We start from the raw sequence: 1,936 nt of genomic DNA on the forward strand, positions 1-1,936 counted from the left end.
AATGTTCAACACGCCCTAATCTTTTACAAAGTATAGCGTTGCAGCTACTCTAATCTAAGAAGCGATCTACTAGCAATAATTTCACGTTACTCGGTAATAGATGAGATTTCACCAATCAGCTTCTTAGTCTTATATCTTGCTTCTGCTAATGCCATCTTGTCTTGTGCCACAACGGTCAATACACATGGTTTGCCGATATAGTCTGTTTTGACAAATAGCATATTGCCAGACGTGGCTTCAACGATTGTGATATCGCACTTACCTTGTTTCATCTGGGCAGCTGATGAGTCGCTGAGCGCTGATAACGTACTGCTCATCGCCGCAAACTTGTCAGATTGGTTGCTCAACTCTTTGATCGAGAAGCAGCTAATAGGAAAACCATCTGTGGTGCATAAGCTGACCAATACGATTTCTCTATTGGCCTCACACAACGCTTTCATGTGACCCAAAAGTGCTATTTTTGCAGGTGATTTTTCGTTTTGTGTAGTCATATCTAACATCAACCTTGATTGTTCAGGGTATTAAATAATGATAATAGAGACACAGCGGACTCTTTGTTTCTTGGATCTACATTGATCACAGGCGCGACTATATCGTGTTCCATCAGCATGACTCTGATCTCTTGTCCGAGCACAGCCACGCTTTGTTTATCGGCATCTTCGCAGTGAGTAATACCAACGATACAGGTCGTCTGCTTTTTTGCTGGTGCAAAAAAGTGTAGCAGTTTATCTAAATTTGCATAATCAGGCGTCTCGCCATGCTTGATTAAGATGAGCAAACCCCACAAAGAGTGGTTGACAAATTCCCACAAAAAAGAAAAACGCTCTTGACCTGGAACTCCATAGATACCTAGTGCCATATCATCAGATAAAGTAATTCTGCCATAATCAATACCGACAGTCGTGTACTCTTTACCAATATCGATACTCGATCTTGCCTCTGTTTCAAAAGGGCTGATTTCACTCAACGTCTTAACCATTCGAGTTTTTCCAGCACCTACTTCACCAATGATAGCTAACTTCTGATAATTCAATTTTTTACCTCATTCCTAAGAATTTCTTGATCGCGCCATAAAACTTATTAGGCTTTTTTTCATTAACCTTTGGCTCGTCTAACGGCTGTGTCTCTGTCACGCTCAGTATACCTGATTGATCAAACCCATTGATTATTTCTGTGACTTGAGGAGACGAACCAAACTCACCACTAGCGACCAATGTATCAAACGGATAAGGTTTTTTTGTCAGTTTGACACATAAATCCATAATCATTTGAGGATTACTGACATGATTTAGGTCAGGCCAAGCCAATAATTTAAGACTTTTACCTTTATAATCCTTTTGGGAGGCGGTATTAGACTTGTGTATATCAAAAAATGGCTGAATACGTTTTGTTTGCTGCTCATCGAAACTGTTTAAGACAACGCTATTTTTTTCAATAAAATCATCAAAAAAAGCGCCTTGATCCACAAAATCGAACACGCTGATGCCCCAATTACGAAAGCTACGTTCAGTTACACTTTTATTCAGAAAAACCCAGATATTTTCATGCCTAGTATCAGATGATATCTTAGCCATCAGTCTATCTACTTCAATATCAGGACCTTCCAGCACCTGAAGATACTGCCCTTCACGATAGGATATGATGCCTGTGATGTGTGACTGTGGATTATGCTTACTAGAGACGCTAATGATGTCTGATAACCCACTAGGCATACGAATACTGCGATCTTTAAGAGGCACTCTGCTGACGTATGCAATACATTTCATTTTGCCACCATTTGATAGAACATCTAAAACTTAATTAAGTTCTTATAATTATATATAAATTAATAATTCGTTATATACATACTGTATATAACGAATTTGACCTTATTGTGTATCCTAGGTAATACATCAGATGTAATAAGGCAGAATCAATAAACTATAGTAGAACCTCA

The 1,936-nt window shown here is 38.7% G+C and carries 3 protein-coding genes; all 3 read right to left on the reverse strand.

Annotated features, from left to right (window positions below; translation table 11 throughout):
* Positions 1-86 precede the first annotated feature (86 nt).
* From B3V51_RS10835 to B3V51_RS10845, 3 genes are read right to left on the reverse strand one after another with little or no spacing between them, the layout of a single operon-like run.
* Positions 87-491 carry a roadblock/LC7 domain-containing protein gene (locus B3V51_RS10835; protein ID WP_143007412.1) on the reverse strand — a complete coding sequence of 135 codons (405 nt, stop codon included), beginning with the start codon at positions 489-491 and terminating at the stop codon, positions 87-89.
* An 8-nt stretch (positions 492-499) separates the two neighbouring features.
* Entirely contained in the window at positions 500-1,033 is a 534-nt protein-coding gene (locus tag B3V51_RS10840) for a GTP-binding protein (RefSeq protein ID WP_071003018.1), read from the reverse strand.
* A gap of 4 nt (positions 1,034-1,037) precedes the next feature.
* On the reverse strand, positions 1,038-1,766 hold the full coding sequence (locus tag B3V51_RS10845) for a BLUF domain-containing protein (RefSeq protein ID WP_071003017.1): 729 nt from the start codon (positions 1,764-1,766) through the stop codon (positions 1,038-1,040).
* Positions 1,767-1,936 lie beyond the last annotated feature (170 nt).

The organism is Psychrobacter sp. UBA2514, assembly GCF_002341255.1.
Taxonomy (GTDB): Bacteria; Pseudomonadota; Gammaproteobacteria; order Pseudomonadales; family Moraxellaceae; genus Psychrobacter; species Psychrobacter pacificensis.